The sequence below is a fragment of the Streptomyces armeniacus genome (assembly GCF_003355155.1).
GTDB lineage: Bacteria > Actinomycetota > Actinomycetes > Streptomycetales > Streptomycetaceae > Streptomyces > Streptomyces armeniacus.
In genome coordinates this window covers 6460045-6478336 of record NZ_CP031320.1, presented here as the reverse complement: position 1 = coordinate 6478336, position 18292 = coordinate 6460045, and the positions used below count along the sequence as shown (strand labels likewise).

At 73.1% G+C, this 18292-nt stretch carries 15 protein-coding genes, 1 other RNA gene and 1 pseudogene; 7 read left to right on the top strand and 10 right to left on the bottom strand.

All coding sequences use genetic code 11. The features are described from left to right. The first annotated feature begins 11 nt into the window (after positions 1-11). The gene (locus DVA86_RS28190; protein ID WP_208882515.1) at positions 12-812 is read left to right on the top strand and encodes a SigE family RNA polymerase sigma factor; all 801 of its coding nucleotides are present in this window, start codon (positions 12-14) and stop codon (positions 810-812) included. Positions 813-1201: 389 nt separating this feature from the next. Here the strand turns inward: DVA86_RS28190 and DVA86_RS35605 are convergent. Beyond that, a pseudogene (locus tag DVA86_RS35605) lies at positions 1202-2350 on the bottom strand (hypothetical protein); the annotation flags it as partial. 264 nt (positions 2351-2614) lie between these two features. On the opposite strand from DVA86_RS35605, the gene DVA86_RS28185 reads away from it, so the two are divergent. From DVA86_RS28185 to DVA86_RS28170, 4 genes are all read left to right on the top strand, one after another. Continuing rightward, a complete protein-coding gene (locus DVA86_RS28185; protein ID WP_208882513.1) occupies positions 2615-3685 on the top strand; it encodes an ABC transporter substrate-binding protein in 1071 nt (356 codons plus the stop codon). 153 nt (positions 3686-3838) lie between these two features. After that, positions 3839-4702 (top strand): Nif3-like dinuclear metal center hexameric protein, encoded by an 864-nt coding sequence (locus tag DVA86_RS28180; RefSeq protein WP_208882511.1) that lies wholly within the window; start codon positions 3839-3841, stop codon positions 4700-4702. Continuing rightward, positions 4699-5442: a zinc ribbon domain-containing protein gene (locus DVA86_RS28175; RefSeq protein ID WP_208885279.1), complete on the top strand. Its 744-nt coding sequence runs from the start codon at positions 4699-4701 to the stop codon at positions 5440-5442. The genes DVA86_RS28180 and DVA86_RS28175 overlap by 4 nt, the downstream gene beginning before the upstream one ends. Beyond that, the gene (locus DVA86_RS28170; protein WP_208882509.1) at positions 5442-6665 is read left to right on the top strand and encodes a bifunctional RNase H/acid phosphatase; all 1224 of its coding nucleotides are present in this window, start codon (positions 5442-5444) and stop codon (positions 6663-6665) included. The genes DVA86_RS28175 and DVA86_RS28170 overlap by 1 nt, the downstream gene beginning before the upstream one ends. Positions 6666-6729: 64 nt before the next feature. Here the strand turns inward: DVA86_RS28170 and DVA86_RS28165 are convergent, their stop codons facing one another. Beyond that, positions 6730-7386: a bifunctional 4-hydroxy-2-oxoglutarate aldolase/2-dehydro-3-deoxy-phosphogluconate aldolase gene (locus tag DVA86_RS28165; RefSeq protein ID WP_208882507.1), complete on the bottom strand. Its 657-nt coding sequence runs from the start codon at positions 7384-7386 to the stop codon at positions 6730-6732. 93 nt (positions 7387-7479) lie between these two features. Next, positions 7480-8277: a peroxide stress protein YaaA gene (gene yaaA, locus DVA86_RS28160; RefSeq protein ID WP_208882506.1), complete on the bottom strand. Its 798-nt coding sequence runs from the start codon at positions 8275-8277 to the stop codon at positions 7480-7482. 121 nt (positions 8278-8398) lie between these two features. On the opposite strand from yaaA, the gene rnpB reads away from it, so the two are divergent. After that, positions 8399-8813, top strand: an RNA gene (rnpB, locus tag DVA86_RS28155) — RNase P RNA component class A. 89 nt (positions 8814-8902) lie between these two features. Here rnpB and katG read toward each other — a convergent pair. Further along, entirely contained in the window at positions 8903-11134 is a 2232-nt protein-coding gene (gene katG / locus DVA86_RS28150; RefSeq protein WP_208882504.1) for a catalase/peroxidase HPI, read from the bottom strand. Between the two features lie 388 nt (positions 11135-11522). Between katG and DVA86_RS28145 the strand changes: the two genes are divergently transcribed. Further along, the gene (locus DVA86_RS28145; RefSeq protein ID WP_208882502.1) at positions 11523-11933 is read left to right on the top strand and encodes a Fur family transcriptional regulator; all 411 of its coding nucleotides are present in this window, start codon (positions 11523-11525) and stop codon (positions 11931-11933) included. A gap of 12 nt (positions 11934-11945) precedes the next feature. Here the strand turns inward: DVA86_RS28145 and DVA86_RS28140 are convergent, their stop codons facing one another. From DVA86_RS28140 to DVA86_RS28115, 6 genes are all read right to left on the bottom strand, one after another. Next, entirely contained in the window at positions 11946-13472 is a 1527-nt protein-coding gene (locus DVA86_RS28140; protein WP_208882500.1) for a SulP family inorganic anion transporter, read from the bottom strand. 90 nt (positions 13473-13562) lie between these two features. Further along, entirely contained in the window at positions 13563-14219 is a 657-nt protein-coding gene (locus DVA86_RS28135; protein ID WP_208882499.1) for a carbonic anhydrase, read from the bottom strand. Between the two features lie 270 nt (positions 14220-14489). Continuing rightward, positions 14490-14855 (bottom strand): hypothetical protein, encoded by a 366-nt coding sequence (locus tag DVA86_RS28130; protein ID WP_208882497.1) that lies wholly within the window; start codon positions 14853-14855, stop codon positions 14490-14492. Between the two features lie 176 nt (positions 14856-15031). After that, complete coding sequence (locus tag DVA86_RS28125) at positions 15032-16204, bottom strand: lactate 2-monooxygenase (protein ID WP_208882495.1); 1173 nt, start codon at positions 16202-16204, stop codon at positions 15032-15034. A 121-nt stretch (positions 16205-16325) separates the two neighbouring features. Next, a complete protein-coding gene (locus DVA86_RS28120) occupies positions 16326-17228 on the bottom strand; it encodes a PhzF family phenazine biosynthesis protein (protein WP_208882493.1) in 903 nt (300 codons plus the stop codon). A gap of 201 nt (positions 17229-17429) precedes the next feature. Further along, positions 17430-18242, bottom strand: a complete 813-nt coding sequence (locus tag DVA86_RS28115; RefSeq protein WP_208882491.1) for an SDR family oxidoreductase — start codon at positions 18240-18242, stop codon at positions 17430-17432. Positions 18243-18292 lie beyond the last annotated feature (50 nt).

Sequence of the window (18292 nt, the reverse complement as noted above, 5' to 3'; positions counted from 1 at the left end):
GGAGGCGCGACATGAACGCACTGCACAGGACACCGACCAGCGCAGTGATTCACACGCGTCTGCACACCCCCGCGGTTCCCGCGGCGCGGAACGCGTCCACGGGTGAGGCCGCTGTCCGGATCGCGGAGAAGTCCGGTGCTGTGGGCGGGCGGGGGTGCGCTCGCGGCACCGGGCGTAAGCGTCCATCGCACATCGCTGCGGTGGAGGGCCTCGGGGGAGAGGCTCGCGGGGGGACACGGGGGAACGGCGAGTACAGGGAGGCCACGGGGGACGAACGGGGCAGCGTCTCGGAAGCTGAGTTCACAGCTTACGTACGCGAGCGCCGGGCCTCCCTGTACGCCACCGCCTACCACCTGACCGGCGACCGCTTCGAGGCCGAGGACCTGCTGCAGAGCGCGCTGTTCTCGACGTACCGCGCCTGGGACCGGATCACCGACAAGGCCGCCGTCGGGGGCTACCTGCGGCGCACCATGACCAATCTGCACATCAGCGCGTGGCGCCGGCGCAAGCTGAACGAGTACCCGACGGAGGAGCTCCCGGAGACGCCTTCCGCCGACCACGACGCGATGCGCGGCACCGAACTCCGCGCCGTGCTGTGGCAGGCGCTGGCCCGCCTGCCCGAACTGCAGCGCACGATGCTCGTGCTGCGGTACTACGAGGGCCGGACGGATCCGGAGATCGCGGACATACTGAACATCAGCGTCGGCACGGTGAAGAGCAGCATCTGGCGCTCGCTGCGCCGGCTGCGCGAGGACGACGTGCTCAGCTTCGGCCAGGACCAGGAGGAGTCCTTCGGGGAGCTGGTGGCGTAACGCCTTCTGAGCCTGGGACCTCGGGGGGAATCGGGGGAACGGGTCCAGGGGAACGGCCCGCCGGGCGGGGTGGCACCGGCTCCGGTGTCGGCCTGGGCCGGGGCCTGGGCCTCGACCTGGCTCCGGCTCCGGCTCTCGGCCCGCGCCTCAACCTCCGCTTCAGAGGCGGCCGTCGCGGTGCCGGCCGCCGTGACGGTGACCGTGCCCGGTCTCGTACGAGCCCGCGCGTCCGCGTCCGCACCCGTACGCGTGTCCGTGTCCGTACGCGTGACGGCCTCCGCGGTCACCGCCTCCACCCGGCCCAGCGCCACGTCCGCGGGCCCCGCGGTGCCCTGCCGCCGCGCCACGGCGACCGTACGGAAGGCCCCGGCGGGCAGCCGCAGGCCGGCGCCGGGGCCGCCACCCGCGCCCGTAAGCGCCCTCGTGCCCGTGTCCGTGCCCAAGTCCGCGCTGCCGCCGCCCGGTTCGGGCCCGCCGGCACCGGCCCGTACCCGCGCGACCCCGCACGTCGTCTGCGCCGTGACGTACGGCAGCCGCAGCTCGCCGTCCGCCGTCCACAGCCCCGCGCAGCTCAACCACCCGTCGGGCGCGGCGACATGGCGCAGCGTCCGCTGTCCGGGCCGCCACACGGCGATCCACGTCCCGTTCGGGCCCTCCGCGCGCAGCGCCACCGCGCAGTTCTCCGGCTGGAGCGCGTGGCCGGGCTGCACGGCGAACGGCGTCAGCCGGACGCCCTCCGGCCGCAGCGCCTCGGGGAAGCGCACCGGCCGGTGGCTGCCCAGCACGCCCCAGCCGAGCCGCCCTTCGCCGGGCGTGGGCGCGTCGGACCGTACGAGCAGGAGCCCGCTGTCCGGGTCGGCCAGCAGCAGCCGGTCGTCGCTGTCCTCGGCGATCTGGAGCAGCGGGCTGGTCTCGCCGCCGCGTCCGAGGTCGACGGCGACGGCCTTGGTGGTCGTACGGGCGCCGGGTCCGCGCTCGGTGCGGTCGACCACCAGCAGCCGGCCCTCCCGGTCCAGCCACACGCCGCCGGTGCAGCGGCCGGAGACGGCGGCCACCTGCTGCGGGCCGTAGGCACCGCCCGCCACCAGCCAGACGGTGGTGGAGTGCGCGCCGGGCACGAGGGCGTACGCGAGCTGCCCGCCGGGGGCGGGCGGCAGCAGCGTCAGCCGCTCCGAGTCGATGCCGCCCAGGGGCGTTTCGCCGGTGCCGGGCCCCGTGGGGTAGAGCAGCGCGAGCTGGTGCCTGCGCTCCACGCGGCGGGCGATGAGCACGCGCCCGTCGGCGAGCGGCAGCACCTGGCTGGCGGGGTGCTCGGGCCGGCCGCCGGGGAGCGGCACGGCGTACGGCTCCGGGCCGTCGAGCGTCCACCGCTCCGGGTACCACCCGTGCGCCGTCCCGGGTGCCAGCGTGAGCCGTGCGGCGTACGCGCCGTCGGCCGAGATCACACAACCGGCGCGCCCCGCGGCCCTGTTGCCGGGCCCTCTGTCGCTTCTGTCGCCTCCGTCGCCTGTGGCCATCTCGATTGCACAGACAGTCATGACGCGATCACCTCCAGCGACGACGCTAGGGCTCGCACTTCCAGACGAACAACGCGAGTTGAGGGCCTTCACACATAAGGATGGTGCTGTAACGGTTCTGCTGAAAGGGGCGGGGTCTGTGTGCTGCGGGGGCCACGGTAAGGTTAGGGGAACCTAAGTGAATGGGTAATTCCCCTGTCCCCGCCGGCCCCCGCCTGTTCCCCGCTGATTCCGCCTGTTCCCGCTCGTTCCCCGTTCGCCCCCGCTCGTCCCCGGAGCTCACCCATGCTGATACGCACGCACGGCACCCGCCGCCGTACCCGCGCCGCCGCAGTCGTCGCGCTCCCGCTCGCCGCCGTCCTCACCCTCACCGCCTGTGGCTCCTCGGACAGCGGCGGAGGGAAGTCCAAGGGCGGCAGCGGCGGCAAGGACAAGGTCGCGCAGGGCGGTGAGGAGTTCGCCGAAGCGGCCAGGAAGACCGCGTCGTTCGGCAGCGACGCCAAGCCCGGCGAGTGGCCGCGCACCGTCACGCACGCGATGGGCGAGACGGAGATCGAGGAGCGGCCGAAGCGCGTCGTGGTGCTGGACGTCGGCGAGTTCGACAACGCCGTGTCCCTCGGCGTCAAGCCGGTCGGCCTCGCGCCGACCGAGGGCGACAACGCCGTGCCGAGCTATCTCGAGGACCAGGCGGGCAAGCCCAAGAGCGTCGGCACGATCAACAACCTCAACCTCGAGGCCATCGCGGCCCTCAAGCCCGACCTGATCCTGGGCACCCAGCTGCGCGCCGCCGACAAGTACGAGCAGCTCTCGCAGATCGCGCCCACCGTCTTCGGGATCCGCCCCGGCTTCACCTGGAAGGAGAACTACCTCCTCAACGCCTCCGCCCTCGGCAGGAAGCCGCAGGCCCAGGCGAAGCTCGCGGCGTACGAGAAGAAGGCCGCGCAGCTCGGCAAGGACATCGCGGAGAAGAGCGAGGACGGGAAGAAGCCGACGGTCTCGATGGTCCGCTACATGCCCGACACCATCAGGCTGTACGCGGGCGCGTCCTTCATCGGCACCATCCTCAAGGACACGGGCCTGCCCCGGCCGAAGAACCAGCAGGTCTACGATCTCGCCACCGAGATCAGCCCCGAGCGCATGGACGAGGCCGACGCCGACTGGATCTTCACCGGCGCCTACGGCGACCCCAAGGCCACCGACCGCGACAAGGCCCAGGACAGCCCGCTCTGGAAGAACCTCGGCGCGGTCAAGGCGGGTCAGGCCGAGGATGTCGACGACGAGACCTGGTACTTGGGCCTCGGCGTCACCGCCGCCGAGCGCGTGCTCGGCGACCTGCGCCGCCACCTGGTGAAGTGACCCGCGGGCGGGCCCGCGCGCCGGTCCGAGCCCGGTCCCCGCGCCGGTCCGAGCCCGGTCCCCGCGCCGGTCCGAGCCCGGCCCGCGCCCCGGCCCGGCAACCGCGTATGACGGCTCGACGTGCGGGCACGGGTGGAAGGTAGCCTTTCACCCGTGCCCGCACTCTCCGATGTCATCCGCGCGCTCGACGCCCTGTGGCCCCCCGAGCGCGCCGAGCAGTGGGACGCGGTCGGTACGGTCTGCGGCGACCCGGACGCGGACGTGACCACGGTCCTGTTCGCCGTCGACCCGGTGCGGCAGATCGCCGACGAGGCGGTCGCGCTCGGCGCCCAGCTGCTCGTCACGCACCACCCGCTGTACCTGCGCGGTACGACCACCGTGGCCGCCGGCACGTTCAAGGGCCGCGTCGTGCACACGCTGATCAAGAACGACGTCGCGCTGCACGTCGCCCACACCAACGCCGACCGCGCCGACCCCGGCGTCTCCGACGCCCTCGCGGGCGCGCTCGGCCTGCGCGTGGTGGGGCCGCTCGTGCCCGACCCGGACGACCCCGCGGGCCGCCGCGGGCTCGGCCGGATCTGCGAACTCGACCGGCCCGTACGGCTGGAGGAGTTCGCCCGGAGCGCCGCCGCCGCGCTGCCCGCCACCGCGCAGGGCGTCCGTACGGCGGGCGATCCCGCGCGTACGGTGCGTACGGTCGCGGTCTGCGGAGGCTCCGGCGACAGCCTCTTCGCGGAGGTACGGGCCGCGGGCGTGGACGCGTACGTCACCGCCGACCTGCGGCACCACCCCGCCTCCGAGGCACGCGAGCAGTCGCCGCTGGCGCTCGTCGACGCCGCCCACTTCGCCACCGAGTGGCCGTGGTGCGAGCAGGCGGCCGCACAGCTGGACGCGATCTCCGACCGGAACGGGTGGGGCCTGCGCACGCACGTCTCCCGTACGGTCACCGACCCCTGGACCGCCCACGCGGCGCCGTCCGCCACAGCCACACCGAACACCACTGGAGCCCCCAACTGAACGCCGCGCCCGCCGATCAGATCCGCCTCCTCGACGTACAGGATCTCGACACGCGTCTGTCGCAGCTCGCGCACAAGCGCCGCAGCCTGCCCGAGCACGAGGAGATCCAGACCCTGGAGGCCGACCTCAGCCAGCTGCGCGACCTGCTGGTCGCCGCGCAGACCGAGGAGAGCGACACCGCCCGCGAGCAGACGAAGGCGGAACAGGACGTCGACCAGGTGCGCCAGCGCGCCGCACGCGATCAGCAGCGGCTGGACTCGGGCATGGTCACCAACCCCAAGGATCTGGAGAGCCTGCAGAGCGAGATCGCCTCGCTGGCGAAGCGGCAGAGCGATCTGGAGGACGTGGTCCTGGAGGTCATGGAGCGCCGCGAGTCCGCGCAGGAGCGGGCGGCGGAGCTGACCGAGCGGGTCGAGTCCGTGCAGCAGCGGACCGCCGAGGCGGAGGGCCGCCGCGATCTGGCGCTGGAGTCCATCGACCACGAGGTGCGGATGGCCACGAAGGAGCGCGAGGTCGTGGCCGGTGCGCTCCCCGCCGACCTGCTGAAGCTGTACGAGAAGATCCGCGAGCAGCAGGGCGGTGTGGGCGCGGCCAAGCTGTTCCAGCGGCGCTGCGAGGGCTGCCGGCTGGAGCTCAACATCACCGAGGTCAACGACGTGCGGGAGGCGGCGGAGGACGCGGTCCTGCGGTGCGAGAACTGCCGCCGCATCCTGGTCCGTACGCCCGAGTCCGGCCTCTGATGGCGGCGACGGCGGCCCGCAGCTTCCTCGTCGAGGCGGACGGCGGCTCCCGCGGCAACCCCGGCCCCGCCGGGTACGGCGCGGTGGTGAAGGACGCGGTGACGGGCGCGACGCTGGTGGAGGCCGCGGAGTTCATCGGGCGCGCGACGAACAACGTCGCCGAGTACCGGGGCCTGGTGGCCGGGCTGCGGGCGGCGTACGAGCTGGACCCGGCGGCGACCGTACGGGTGCGGATGGACTCGAAGCTCGTCGTCGAGCAGATGTCGGGCCGCTGGAAGATCAAGCACGCGGACATGCGGCCGCTGGCGGCCGAGGCGAAGGGCATCTTCCCGCCGGATTCGGTGCGTTACGAGTGGATTCCGCGGGAGAAGAACAAGCACGCGGACCGGCTCGCGAACGAGGCCATGGACGCGGGCAAGCGCGGCGAGCGGTGGTCACCGGCCGCCTCCACGGCGGAGCTGGACGCGGGCGGCGCGGGCGGCGCCGGCGGCCCTGGCGGCGCGACCGCCGTGGGCGCCGCCGGCACGGAACCCGACGCGGCCGAGCCGGCCGCAGCGGCCAAGCCCGCCGCGCCGCCCGCCGGCTGGGGCCCCGACCTAGGGCCGCCCACCACGTTCGTCCTGCTGCGGCACGGCGAGACCGCGCTCACCCCCGAGAAGCGCTTCTCGGGCAGCGGCGGCGCCGACCCCGAACTGTCCGCTGTGGGCCGCCGCCAGGCCGAGGCCGTCGCCGCCGCGCTCGCGGCGCGCGGCACCGTACAGGCCGTCGTCAGCTCGCCGCTGCGCCGCTGCCGCGACACGGCGGCCGTCGTCGCGGAGCGCCTCGGGCTGGACGTACGGACGGACGAGGGGCTGCGCGAAACGGACTTCGGCGCGTGGGAGGGCCTGACGTTCGCCGAGGTACGCGAGCGGCACCCGCACGACCTGTCGGCCTGGCTGTCGTCCGCGAAGGCCGAACCGACCGGCGGCGGCGAGAGCTTCACGGCCGTCGCCCGCCGGGTCGCGCTCTCCCGCGACAAGCTGCTCGCCCGCTACCCGGGCCGTACGGTGCTGCTGGTCACGCACGTGACGCCGATCAAGACGCTCGCCCGGCTGGCGCTCGGCGCCCCGCCGGAGGCGCTGTTCCGGATGGAACTGTCGGCGGCGTCGATCTCGGCGGTGGCGTACTACGCGGACGGGAACGCGTCGCTCCGCCTCCTCAACGACACCGGCCACCTGCGCTGACCACGAGCCGCGGCACGCGCCGTACGCCTCAGGCGCGGCGTACGCTTCAGGCGCGCCGTACGCCTCAAGCGGGGCGTACGGCCGCCGCCTTGGCCGACAGGCGCTCCACCCGCGCCCAGTCCTTCTCCGCCAGGGCGTCGGCGGGCAGCATCCAGGAGCCGCCGACGCAGCCCACGTTGGGCAGCGCCAGATAGTCCGGCGCGGTGGCCAGGCTGATCCCGCCGGTCGGGCAGAACCGCGCCCCCGGCAGCGGTGCGGCCATGGCCTTCAGGAACGTGACGCCGCCCGCCGCCTCCGCCGGGAAGAACTTCAGCTCCGCGACGCCGCGTTCGAGGAGCGCGAGCGTTTCGGAGACGGTCGAGACGCCCGGCAGGAACGGCAGTTCCGACGCCTGCATCGCGTCCACGAGCCGTTCCGTGCTGCCGGGGCTGACGAGGAACCGCGCGCCCGCGTCCGCCGTCGCCCGTACCTGCTCGGGGGTGAGGACGGTGCCCGCGCCGACCACCGCCTCCGGGACCTCCGCCGCGATGGCGCGGATCGCGTCGAGCGCCGCGTCCGTACGCAGCGTCACCTCGATCGCGGGCAGCCCGCCCGCCACGAGCGCGCGGGCCAGGGGCACCGCGTCGGCGGCGTCGTCGAGGACGACGACGGGGATGACGGGGGCGAGGTCCAGTACGGACGGCGTGGGCGGCGGCGAGGACGGCGCGGCGGGGGCGGTCATGCGGCACATCCTCCCGCCGTGCGGCGCCCTACGCAACGTGCGTTGCGTTCACTGCAATGGAGTACGTACGGCTCCCCGCGTCCGCGGCCCCGCTCAGAGCTCCGTCACGATCACGTCCAGCTGCCACGGCGTGCCCGCCCGCTCCGGCGCCGAGCCCTCCACCGCGTAACCGAGCTCCTTCAGCGCGACCGCCAGCGCCGCCGGATCGCGCGGCGCCGCGCCCGCCTCCAGCAGGTCGCGTACGAGCCGCCCCTTGGTCGCCTTGTTGAAGTGCGAGACCACGCTGCGCTTTTCGACGCCGTCCACGACTGTCGACTGCAGCACCCGTACCGTCGCCGTACGCTCCGCCAGCTCGCCGGCCGGCCGCCACATGCCCGCGTACGCGGAGGAGCGCAGGTCCAGGACGAGCCCGCGGCCCGCCGCCTCCGGCAGCACCTGAGCCAGCGGCCGCCGCCAGTGCGCGCCCAGCGCGCCCACGCCGGGCAGCTTGACGCCGGCGGGGCAGCGGTACGCCGGGATCGGGTCCTTGATCCCGATCGCTCCCCACAGCCCGGAGAAGACCAGCAGCGAACGCGTCGCGCGCCGCTTCGCGGCCGGACTCAGGGTGGCCAGGCCGAGCGCGTCGTAGAGCACGCCTGTGTAGATCTCGCCGGCGGGCCGTACGGGTGCGGTCGGCAGGCCCGCGTTCTTCGTCACCTCGCCGCGCAGGCCCTCGCTCAGGCCGAGCGTCTCGCGGGCCTTCTCCGCGTCGCCGGAGCAGAGCGCGACCAGCTTCCCGAGCACCGCCGCGCGCGCGTCCGTCAGACCGGGCAGCGACAGCGCCCCCAGGTCCAGCCTGGTACGCGACCTCACCGTGGCCTTCCCCTCGGACGGCGGCAACAGCACGAGCACCTGCTTCTCCTCACGTTCACGTGTTCCGGTCGTTCCGGTTGTCCTGTGCCCGCAGCCTACGGGCGCCGGCGGGCAGGTCCGGGCCAGGCTGATCACCCGGGTACGATGGAGGCACGGCAGACGAGTCGTGCGGGCGGTCGCGTCGGAATCCGCGAGGATTCCGCCGAGGAAAGTCCGGGCTCCGCAGGGCAGGGTGGTAGGTAACGCCTACCTGGGGCGACCCACGGGAAAGTGCCACAGAAAGCAGACCGCCGGGGCCGCGAGGCACCCGGTAAGGGTGAAACGGTGGTGTAAGAGACCACCAGCGGCCAGGGTGACCTGGCCGGCTCGGTAAACCCCACCTGGAGCAAGGTCAAGATGGGGCCGCGTCCCGTACGGGGCGGTGGCTCTGCGCGGATGTTCGAGGGCGGCCCGCCCGAGTCCGCGGGTAGACCGCTGGAGGTCGCCGGCGACGGCGATCGTAGATGGATGGCCGCCTCCGGGCGGACCGCGAGGTCCGCCCGGAACAGAATCCGGCTTACAGCACGGCTCGTCTGCCGCTCCCCCCGGTGTCACCCGAGGGGAGCGGTCAGCCGTACGAGGCCGGACCAGGCGAGACCGTACGGCTCAGGCCGTACGGCCCGGCTCAGGCCAGGTCGAACCGGTCGAGGTTCATGACCTTGTCCCACGCCGCGACGAAGTCCTTCACGAACTTCTCCTTCGCGTCGTCGCTCGCGTAGACCTCCGCCAGCGCGCGCAGTTCGGAGTTCGCACCGAAGACGAGGTCGGCGCGGGTGCCCGTCCACTTGAGCTCGCCCGTGGCGGAGTCGCGGCCCTCGAAGTGGTTCGCGTCCTCGGCCGTCCCCTGCCAGGTGGTGCCCATGTCGAGCAGGTTGACGAAGAAGTCGTTCGTCAGGGCGCCGGGGGTGCCGGTGAGCACGCCGGCCTTCGACTCCTGGTAGTTCGCGCCGAGGACCCGGAGGCCGCCGACGAGGACGGTCATCTCGGGGGCGCTCAGCGTCAGCAGGTTCGCCCGGTCGATCAGCAGGTACTCGGCGGGTAGCCGGTTGCCCTTGCCGAGGTAGTTGCGGAACCCGTCGGAGGCCGGCTCGAGCGCGGTGAACGACTCCACGTCCGTCTGCTCCTGCGACGCGTCCACACGGCCCGGGTTGAACGGCACCTCGATGTCGAAGCCCGCGTCCTTCGCGGCCTTCTCGACGCCGGCGCCGCCCGCGAGCACGATCACGTCGGCGAGCGAGACCCGCTTGCCGCCGGTCTGGGCGTCGTTGAAGCCGTCCCGGATGCCCTCGAGGGTGCGCAGTACGAGCGCCAGCTGGTCGGGCTCGTTGACCTCCCAGCCGTTCTGCGGCTCGAGGCGGATGCGGGCGCCGTTGGCGCCGCCGCGCTTGTCGCTGCCGCGGAAGGACGAGGCCGACGCCCAGGCGGTGGACACCAGTTGGGACACGGTCAGGCCCGAGGCGAGGATCTGCCCCTTGAGGGACGCGATGTCAGCGGCGTCGACGGCCTCGTGCGTCACCGCCGGCAGCGGGTCCTGCCACAGCAGCGTCTCGCTGGGGACCTCCGGACCGAGGTAGCGCACGACCGGGCCCATGTCGCGGTGGGTCAGCTTGAACCACGCGCGGGCGAAGGCGTCCGCGAACTCGGCGGGGTTCTCGTGGAAGCGCCGGGAGATCTGCTCGTACGCCGGGTCGAACCGCAGCGAGAGGTCCGTCGTCAGCATCGTCGGGGCGTGGCTCTTCGACGAGTCGTGCGCGTCGGGCACGGTGCCCTCGCCGGCGCCGTCCTTCGGCCGCCACTGCCACGCGCCCGCCGGGCTCTTGTACTGCTCCCACTCGTAGCCGAAGAGGATGTCGAAGAAGCTGTTGTCCCAGGTGGTCGGCGTGTTCGTCCAGATGCCCTCGAGGCCGCTGGTGATCGCGTCGGCGCCCTTGCCGGTGCCGTGCGAGCTCTTCCAGCCGAGGCCCTGCTGCTCGATCGGGGCACCCTCGGGGTCGGCGGCGACGGCGTCCGCGGGGCCCGCGCCGTGGGTCTTGCCGAACGTGTGGCCGCCCGCGATCAGGGCGACCGTCTCCTCGTCGTTCATCGCCATACGGCGGAACGTCTCGCGGATGTCGCGTGCCGCGGCGACCGGGTCCGGGTTGCCGTTCGGGCCCTCGGGGTTGACGTAGATGAGGCCCATCTGCACGGCGCCGAGGGGGTTCTCCAGCTCGCGGTCGCCGGTGTAGCGCTCGTCGCCGAGCCAGGTGGTCTCGGGGCCCCAGTACACGTCCTCGTCGGCCTCCCAGACGTCCGCGCGGCCGCCTGCGTAGCCGAAGGTCTCGAGACCCATCGACTCCAGCGCCACGTTGCCGGTGAGGATCATGAGGTCGGCCCACGAGATGTTCTGGCCGTACTTCTTCTTGACCGGCCACAGCAGGCGGCGGGCCTTGTCCAGGCTCGCGTTGTCCGGCCAGCTGTTCAGGGGCGCGAAGCGCTGCTGACCGGCGCCGGCGCCGCCGCGGCCGTCACTGATGCGGTACGTGCCCGCGCTGTGCCACGCCATCCGGATCATGAACGGGCCGTAGTGCCCGAAGTCGGCCGGCCACCAGTCCTGCGAGGTCGTCAGCACCTCCGCGATGTCCCGCTTGACCGCCGCGAGATCGAGGCTCTGGAACGCCTCGGCGTAGTCGAAGTCCTCACCGAGCGGGTCGGCCACGGCGGGGTTCTTGGCGAGGATCTTCAGGTTGAGCCGCTCCGGCCACCACTGGCGGTTGCCGCCGCCCTGGGTCGGGTGCGGGGCGCGCGTGTGCGCGACCGGGCAGCCGCCCTCGCCCTCCGCCTTCGCGTCTACGGCGTGTGCATCTTGGTTCTCAGACATGGGAATCCTTCCGGACCAGGCGGATCTCGGTGCTCTGGAACTGCGGGGGTGGGAAAAGCCGGGGACAGGGAGGACGGGAGCAGTGACGGAGCCCGGCTCCGCCGGGCACGGAGCCGCAGTCGTCGTGCGCGGCCGGGCACGAGCCCCGCCGACCGCGCGGACGAAGTCGGCGACGACGGCGACGACCCGTACAACCGGCACACATGACGTGGTAGTGGTTGTCCCCGACGCGGGCCTTACGCTGTCCCTTGGCTATTACCGGAACCGATCCTACGATGGACAGAATCCAAGTCAAGAAGCGGGCCAAATCCATATCCACTCGGCCCCAGGACATCCGCAGCGAGAGCGAACCGCGGGTGTCCCGCCGGACCTGAAAAGGTGAACCGATATGAGCGACCTGCTGGAGCGACTGCGAGAGCGCGGCTGGCGGATGACCTCCCAGCGGCGTGTTGTCGCCGAGGTCCTCGACGGCGACCACGTGCACCTCACCGCCGACGAGGTGCACGCCCGCGCGGCGCAGCGGCTGCCGGAGATCTCCCGGGCGACCGTCTACAACGCGCTGGGCGAGCTGGTCTCCCTCGGTGAGGTCACCGAGGTCTCCACCGACGGCCGGGCCCGCCGCTACGACCCCAACGCGCACCTCCCGCACCACCACCTGGTGTGCTCCCGCTGCGGCACGATCCGCGACGTCCACCCCGCCGCCGATCCGCTGGCCGACCTCCCGGAGGAGGAGCGGTTCGGCTTCACGGTGTCCGAGGCGGAGGTCACGTACCGCGGGCTGTGCCCGTCCTGCGCCTAGTCGTCTGCCGCCCTAGGAGGGCGAGCGGTCCGGCAGAGGGTGTTCCGCCGCTATCTCCGTGCCTTCCCCTTCCCGTTCCGCGGACAGCCGCGCCGCCGTGCGGTTGTGCCGCTCCTCCCAGGTGGACAGGGCGAGTCCGCACGCGTGGTCCATGTGCCGCAGCCCGCCCAGGTGGAGTTCGACCGTACGGTTGGCGGGCAGCGTGTCCAGCTGGTCCTGCAGCTTCGGCAGCCGGAGGAAGGTGGCGTTGCCGCGTACGTGGACGCGTACGGGGCGGCCCGCGCCCGGGTCCTCCGTCTCCACGTGCACGTGCGAGATCTCCCAGGCGGTCTTGACGACGGACATCAGCAGCCCGATGAGCACGCCCTCGAACATGTTCGTGACGACGATCGACACCGCCGTGACCGCCAGCACCACGGCCTCCGCCCGGTGTTCGCGCCACAGCGGCCCGAAGTCCCGTACGGGCATCAGCTTCCAGCCCGCGTGTACGAGCACGCCCGCCAGCGCCGCCACCGGGATGACCTCCAGCGCCGCCGGGAACGCCGCGGCGAACGCCAGCAGCCACACGCCGTGCAGCACTCGCGACGCCTTCGTACGGGCGCCCGCCGAGACGTTGGCGGAGCTGCGGACGATGACCGCCGTCATCGGCAGGGCGCCGAGGGCGCCGCAGACGGCGTTGCCCGCGCCCTGTGCCCGCAGCTCCTTGTCGTAGTCCGTACGGGGCCCGTCGTGCATACGGTCCACCGCGGCCGCGCTGAACAGCGACTCGGCCGAGGCGATGAGCGTGAAGGCGAGGACGGTGCCGATCATTCCGGTCGTGGCCAGGCCGCCGAACTCGTCGAGTCCCGGCGGCTGTACGGCCTCGACGAGGCCCGTGACGCGGACGCGGGCGATCGGCAGGTCGAACGCGACGGTCACCGCCGTGGCCAGGGCGACGGCGGCCAGCGGCGCGGGCAGCACCTTCGCGCCCGCGGGCCACTTCGGCCACAGCACGAGCAGCAGGACGGTCGCCGTCCCGACCCCGGCGGCGGTCAGCGCGGTGCCGGAGCCCGCGGTGTCGGCGACGAGGCCGGGCAGTCCGGTCAGCTTCTCGATGCCGCTGCCGGGCGCCGAACGGTCGGCGAGCGCGTAGACCTGACCGGCCATCAGCACCAGGCCGATGCCCGCGAGCATGCCCTGGACGACGGCGACCGAGATCGCCCGGAACCAGCGGCCCAGCTTCAGCGCGCCCATCAGCAGCTGCAGCAGGCCGGCGGCCAGGACCAGTACGCCGAGCGCGCCGAGCCCGTACGTCTCGACCGCTTCGTAGACGAGCACGGTCAGGCCGGCGGCCGGGCCGCTCACCTGGAGGCTGCTGCCGGGCAGGAAACCGGTGACGAGTCCGCCCACGATGCCGGTGATCAGGCCGAGTTCGGCGGGCACGCCGGACGCGACGGCGACGCCGACGCACAGCGGCAGCGCGACGAGGAAGACGACGAGTGACGCCGTGAGGTCGGCCCGGAGCGTGCCGGGGCTCCGCAACGGGTTGAGTTTGGTCATCAGTTCTCCGGGGGGTGTTGCGTACGTCGGGTGGCGGGGGAGGCGGCGGCGCGCAGAAGGGACTAAAGGGCCCAAAGGGCCCAGAGAGACCTAGAGGGGGAGGAACACATCAGTCCCGGCGTGGTGCTCGAGGACGAGGCCGGTGTCGACCGCGTAGAACCAGCCGTGCAGCCGCAGTTGGCCGGCCGCCTCGCGCTCCGCGATGTGCGGGTAACCGCGCAGCCGCTCCAACTGGGCGCGTACGTGGCGCTGTACGGCGGCGGACACGTCGGGCTCGTCCGCTTCCTCCGCCGCGTCTGCTTGCCTCGTTTCCCCTTTTCCGCCGTGGCCGCGGGTCAGGACGGCGGGCTCTGCGAGCTGACTGGTCAGCCAGCCGTGGACGGCCGGCACCGCCGCCAGGTCGTCGCCGCGCACCCACGCGCCGACGGCACCGCAGTGCGAGTGCCCGCACACCACGATGTCGGGCACCTGCAGCACGCACACCGCGTACTCGATGGTCGCGGCCTCACCGCTGGGCCGCTCGGCAGCGCCGTACGGCGGGACCGCGTTGCCCGCCGTACGGAGCTCGAAGAGCTGTCCGGGACGGGCCCCGGTGAAGATGCTCGGCACCACCCGCGAGTCGGAGCAGGTGATGAACAGGGCCTCGGGGGACTGGCCGTGTGCCAGCCGCCCGAAGGTCTCGCGTTCGTCGGCGCGGCTGATCACCCGGGAGTGGAAGTCGCGTGCGTGGTGGATGAAGGACTGCATGGGGGTCACCTCCATCCCCCTCTGCGCAGGGGGCACCCGCCCACGGCCCGCCACCGGCACCGCCTGTGCGGGCGGGCCCGGCGGGGCCGCGGGGTGTGTCTGCGCGGGGGGTCGGTTCGTAGCGTCGAGTTCGGCGTTACGGACAGGGGCACGTGTACGCGCCGGTCCGCCGTGCGGTACGGCACGGTGGTGCGGTACGGAGCCGCCGTACGGCGCGGAGGCACCGTACGGAAGGACGGGGCGGGCGGGGCCGCCCCCGGGGGCCGGGGATCAGCAGCGGAACGTCTGGTGCAGCACCTGGACGCCCACGGATCTCTCCCTCGGCAGCCCCTTGCTTCCCGCGCACGCGGGTGTCTTGACGGTCGTCTGCGGCAGCCGGAATTGGCAACCGCACACGGGCAGTGAACTCATGACGAGGGCCGGGGTGCCGGCCTGGGCGCGCGCTCGGCGGCGTGACTGGGAGTCGTCCGGCATGGCGTCGGTCTCCGCCGCCGGTACGGAACGGGTGTCCTGGGTGGTGACTGCGCTGCTCTTGACGGCGGGGACGACCTGGGCCGCCGCAGTGTCGGCGGCCAGCAGGACGGACAGCAGGACCGCGACGGCGTTGACGAACACGACGATCGCTCTGCGTGGCATCTTCCGCCTTCCGGGGTCGTCGACAGCGATCTCCATTGTGTCCAAGGCCTGATGACACTTTGCAAGTCGTCATGTGAACGCTGCGTGAAACCGACGAGGGATTGGCCGGAATGGGCCCCGCTCAAGCGATCGAGAGTCCGCTCACCCGATCGAGCGGACGGGTGTGGCGCGCAGCGTCACCGCTCCCGCCACAGGTCGTCGGGGGACAGTTCCGCGGGCGACCGGTGGCCGGTCAGACCCAGCGTGATCTCGAGGTCCGCGAGCAGGCCGCGCAGCACGTGGCGTACGCCGTCCTCGCCGCCGTGCGCCAGCCCGTACGCGTACGGGCGGCCCAGCAGCACCGCCTTCGCGCCCAGCGCCAGGGCCTTGAGCACGTCGGCGCCGGTCCGTACGCCCGAGTCGAACAGGACCTCCGTACGGTCGCCCACCGCCTCGGCGATCGCGGGCAGCGCGTCGAGGGCGGCGACGGCGCCGTCCACTTGGCGGCCGCCGTGGTTGGAGACGACGATGCCGTCCATGCCCGCGTTGACGGCGCGGCGGGCGTCGTCGGCGTGCTGAATGCCCTTCAGCAGGATCGGCCCGTCCCAGTGCGCGCGCAGGAACGGCAGCCGGTCCCACGTCTTGTCGGTGCCGGTGAACATCGGCACCCAGCGCAGCACAGCCGAGATCAGGTCCTCCTCCGGCGACTTCGCGAGCCCCGCGCGGAACGCCGGGTCGGAGAACGCGATGGCGGTGCCGATGCCGCGGATGAACGGCAGATACGCGCGGTCGAGGTCGTGCGGGCGCCAGGCGAGAGTCCAGGTGTCCAGGGTGACGACGAGCGTGCTGTACCCGGCGGCGCGTGCGCGGCCGAGTATCGAGGCGCACACGTCGTCGTCGTTCGGCCAGTACAGCTGGAACCAGCGCGGCCCGTCGCCGCCCGCCTCCGCCACCTCTTCAAGGGTGTGCGACGAGGCGGTGGACAGCACGGAGGGCAGCCCGAGGGCGGACGCCGCGCGCGCGGTGGCGAGTTCGCCGTCCGGGTGCACGATCGACTGGACGCCGACGGGCGCGAGCAGCACCGGCGCGGGCAGTTCGCCGCCCAGCACCGTCGTCCGCAGGCTGCGGCCGGTGGCGCCGGTCAGCATGCGCGGGACGAGCCGGTACCGGTCGAACGCCGCGCGGTTGGCGCGGTCGGTGGCACCGGAGCCGGCGGCACCGGCCACGTACCAGAACGGGCCCGGCTCCAGCCGCTCCCGCGCGGACGCCTCGAGCGCGGTGAAGTCGGTGGTGAAGGGCGGGTGGCGGTCCTCGAGACCGTGGAGGTAGATCTCGTTCTGGTAGTTGCTGAAGCCGGGGTCGCCGCTCAACTCGGAACCGTCCCTTCGGTGCGTACGTGCGCGCTGCCGTCGTTGCCCTGGCTGCTGCCCGTTCCGCTCCCTCTTTCACCGGTGCCTTCGCGGGGCCGGTGCGGGTGCCGGTGCCGGGCCGTCAGCCGATACGGGTCCCCGCGCCCGAGACGTGCACCCGCGGGTCGCCCGCGCGCAGCTCGACGGTGAGGACGCCGGGGCGCCCCATGTCGTCGCCCTGGTGGAGAGTGAGCGTAGCGGCTTCCGGCACGAGGCCCAGCTCCCGTACGTACCCGCCGAACGCCGCCGCGGCCGCGCCTGTCGCCGGGTCCTCCACCACACCGCCGACCGGGAACGGGTCGCGTACGTGGAACACGGTGCCGCTCTCCGACGCCGGGTCCCGCCACACCAGTTGGAGGGTGGTCAGGTCCAGCCGGAGCATCAGCGCCTTCAGCCGCGCGAAGTCGTAGTCGAGCGCGGCCAGCCGCTCCCGCGTGCCCGCGGCCAGTACGAGGTGCCGGGCGCCGCCGAAGGCGAGCCGGGGCGGCACGACGGGGTCGAGCTCGTCCCGCCGCCAGCCGAGCGCGGCCAGCGCCTCGGTGAGGTCGGCGTCGTCGACGGGCATGGAGTGCGGCTCGACGCTGCTGAGCGTGGCGCGGAAGCCGTCGTCCTCGTTCCGGGTGACGGCCACCGGGATGGTTCCGGCGGGCGTCGCGAACAGCAGCTCGCCCGGCCCGGCGGAGCTCTCGGCGAGAGCGAGGGCGGCGGCGACGGTCGCGTGCCCGCAGAAGGGGACCTCGGCGACGGGGCTGAAGTACCGGACGGTGAACGCCCGTCCGGGCACGGCGCCCGCGAGCCCGTCCGGGGGAGGGGTGAGGAAGGCGGTCTCCGAGTAACCCACCTCAGCGGCGATGGCGAGCATCCGCTCGTCGCTCAGCCCGCGCGCGTCCAGCACCACTCCGGCCGGGTTACCGCCGTCCGGGGTACGCGAGAAGGCGGTGTAGCGCAGCACCGCCGTGTCCGTCTGTCCACCGTTGATCGTCATGGCCGGTGAACCGCGGCGCGGAGGGGATGTATTCCGGCCTTTCTTGCGCCGGGCGGCGCCGCGGGCTCCCGCGGCCCACGACCGGCCCGCGTGGGCCGGGGAGCGGGGCCCCGCCCCTGCACCAGAAGGTTGCGGGCCGTGGCCCAGGCGCCAACCCGTCGGCACCACCCGCCGCAGGCGACGGCAAGGCAGGGGCCCGGCTCAGCCGCGACCGATGTACGGCATCGCCGTCGCCATCACCGTCGCGAACTGCACGTTCGCCTCCAGCGGCAGTGCCGCCATGTGCAGCACCGTCCGGGCGACGTCCGCCGCGTCCATCACCGGCTCGACGGCCGTACTCCCGTCGGCCTGCCGGATGCCCGTCTGCATACGGGCCGTCATGTCCGTGGCGGCGTTGCCGATGTCGATCTGCCCGCAGGCGATGCCGTACGGGCGTCCGTCCAGCGAGAGCGACTTGGTCAGGCCGGTCACGGCGTGCTTCGTCGCGGTGTATGCCACCGAATGGGGGCGAGGCACATGGGCGGAAAGCGAGCCGTTGTTGATGATGCGTCCGCCCCGCGGGTCCTGCTCCTTCATCAGCCGGAACGCCGCCTGCGCACACAGGAAAGCCCCGGTGAGATTGGTCTGGACGACGTTCTGCCAGTCCTCGTAGGCCAGCTCTTCGAGGGGATGCGGAGGCCCGAACGAGCCCGCGTTGTTGAACAGCAGATCGACTCGCGCGTGTCGCTCCCGAACGGCGCGGAACAGCGCGGTGACTGATTCTGGATCAGTGACATCCGTGCATACGACAGCCGTCGAGCTGCCCCTCCCCGCCAGCGCCGCCGTCTCCTCGAGCGGTGCCGTCCGCCGTCCGGCGAGCGTCACGTGCCAGCCCGCCTCCACGAGTGCCACCGCCACCGCGCGTCCGATGCCCGAACCGGCCCCGGTGACCACCGCGTTCACGGGCGCGCCGGCGCCTCCCGCCGTGCCGCCCGGTGCGCCACCCGTACGCGGCGCGCTGTCCTCTCCCGCCATGGCCGCAGCGTACGCGAACGGCCCCCGGCCGACGGGCGGCCCGTCGCCGT